The following is a 2125-nucleotide window of genomic DNA, read 5'->3' on the forward strand; positions in this document are numbered from 1 at the left end:
CCCTGCTGCTGTGGCTGACACAGATACTGGCGGTACTGCTCGGAGACTTCGGGATCTGGAGCCTCGCGCGCAGGCGGCAGGCCGCGCCGGTCCGGACCCTGTCCCCGGCCGAGCAGGCGGAGGTCGCCGCGCTGCTCCGTCGGGAGTAGTCTTCGGCGCGTTGCGATTCGCCAGTCCGATTCGGCACGAGTCTTGGATCCGGCAGCGCAGATCGCATGATCGGCGACGCGCCCGGGGTGAAGACGATGACCGCCGCCACGCTCACCATCTCCAGCCGCAACTACTCCTCCTGGTCCCTGCGGGGCTGGCTGATCTGCCGGATGGCAGGTCTCGCCTTCGACACCGAAGTCCTGTCGGGCACGGACGCCACCAGCCGGGCGGAGCTGCTGCACCTGTCCCCATCCTTCCTGGTGCCCCGCCTGCGGCATGGCGACGTGGTGGTCTGGGACATCCTGGCGATCGCCGAATACCTGAGCGAGACCTTTCCCGACGCCGGCCTGCTGCCGCGCGAGGTGGCCGAGCGCGCCCATTGCCGCTCCATCTCCGGGGAGATGCATTCGGGCTTCGTCAACCTGCGCTCGGCCCTGCCGATGAACCTGCGGGCGTTCCATCCGGGCTTTCGCGTGTTCAACGGCGCCAAGGCCGATATCGAGCGCATCGTCACGATCTTCGACGATTGCCTCGACCGCTACGACGGACCGTTCCTGTTCGGTGACCGCCCCGGCCTCGCCGACGCGCTTTACGCCCCGGTCTGCACGCGCTTCCGCACCTACGACGTCGCGCTGCCGCCCCGGGCCGCAGCCTACCGGGACGCGATCCTGCACTGGCCGCTGATGATCGAATGGGCCGAGGCCGCCGCCGACGAGCCGGACGAGATCGAAGAGCTCGACATGGAGTTCTGATGCTCCGGACCACACGGCAGATGAAATTTCTTGCAGGGCACAAGACGATGTTGCGCCGCACGCAAGTTTTTTAGACGGCTTCCAGGCGGCGGAAACCGACGCGTTGAGAAAGGCTTACTGCAGGGGTCGCCTGGCGGGCCACCGCGGGTGACAGTCTGACAGGGATCCTTTGTCAGGCGACCGGACTGCACGATTGATGGTGTTCGGCATTTCTGTTCCACTTCGCATTAGAAAAGGAACAGACTGGGCTGGAAACCATGACGCGTCACGAGCCCTGGAGCGCGGAACGCGCCACCGGGATCATTGCTGAGCATACCCATCTCGAAGGCGCGACGCTGCCGATCCTGCACGCGCTGCAGGCGACCTTCGGCTACGTCGACGGCGGCGCCGTGCCGCTCATCGCCGACGCGCTGAACCTGTCGCGCGCCGAGGTGCATGGCTGCATCACGTTCTACCACGACTTCCGCGCCCATCCGGCCGGCCGCCATGAGGTGAAGCTGTGCCGGGCCGAGGCATGCCAGGCCATGGGCTCGGACAAGATCCACCGCGAGATCCTCGGCCGCCTCGGCTGCGACTGGCACGAGACCACCGCCGACGGCAGCGCCACGGTCGAGCCGGTCTACTGCCTCGGCCTCTGCGCCAACGGCCCCGCGGCCCTGATCGACGGCGAGCCGGTGGCCCACCTGACCGCCGACGGCCTCGACGAGGCGCTGGCCGAAACCAAGCGGGAGACCCGCCAGTGAGCGTCACCCTTTACGTCCCCCGGGACGCCGTGGCTTTGGGCCTCGGCGCCAACAAGGTCGCCCGGGCCCTGTTCGCGGGCGCGGAGCGCCGCGGCCTCGACGTGACCATCGTGCGCACCGGCTCGCGCGGCCTGTTCTGGCTGGAGCCGATGGTGGAAGTCGCCACGCCCGAGGGCCGGGTCGCCTACGGTCCCGTCAAGGTCTCGGATGTCGATGCCCTGCTGGATGCCGGGCTCGCCACCGGCGGCGCGCATGCCCTGCGCCTCGGCGACCCCGAAAAGATCCCGTTCCTCGCCCGTCAGCAGCGCCTGACCTTCCACCGCTGCGGCGTTGTCGATCCGGTCTCGGTGGCCGATTACCGGGCCCATGGCGGCTATCGCGGGCTCGAGGCGGCGCTGAAGCTCGACGCCGAGGGCATCGTCGCGGCGGTGCGCGATTCCGGCCTGCGCGGCCGCGACGATGCCCTCGGCGTCGAGCTTC

General features: G+C 68.9%; 2 protein-coding genes and 1 pseudogene. All 3 read left to right on the plus strand.

Annotated features, from left to right (window positions below; genetic code table 11):
- Positions 1 to 245: 245 nt before the first annotated feature.
- A complete protein-coding gene (locus FV228_RS27590) occupies positions 246 to 902 on the plus strand; it encodes a glutathione S-transferase family protein (RefSeq protein WP_147857422.1) in 657 nt (218 codons plus the stop codon).
- Between the two features lie 257 nt (positions 903 to 1159).
- Positions 1160 to 1645, plus strand: coding sequence for a formate dehydrogenase subunit gamma (locus FV228_RS27595; RefSeq protein WP_147857421.1), 486 nt, complete (start codon positions 1160 to 1162; stop codon positions 1643 to 1645).
- A pseudogene (locus tag FV228_RS27600) lies at positions 1642 to 2125 on the plus strand (formate dehydrogenase); the annotation flags it as partial. The gene FV228_RS27595 and the pseudogene FV228_RS27600, both read left to right, overlap by 4 nt.

It is taken from the genome of Methylobacterium sp. WL18 (genome assembly GCF_008040015.1).
GTDB classification, from domain to species: Bacteria; Pseudomonadota; Alphaproteobacteria; order Rhizobiales; family Beijerinckiaceae; genus Methylobacterium; species Methylobacterium mesophilicum.

Coding starts and splice junctions, on each gene's coding strand:
- FV228_RS27595 (WP_147857421.1), top strand. CDS start 1,160: ATGACGCGTCACGAGCCCTGGAGCGCGGAACGCGCCACCGGGATCATT.
- FV228_RS27590 (WP_147857422.1), top strand. CDS start 246: ATGACCGCCGCCACGCTCACCATCTCCAGCCGCAACTACTCCTCCTGG.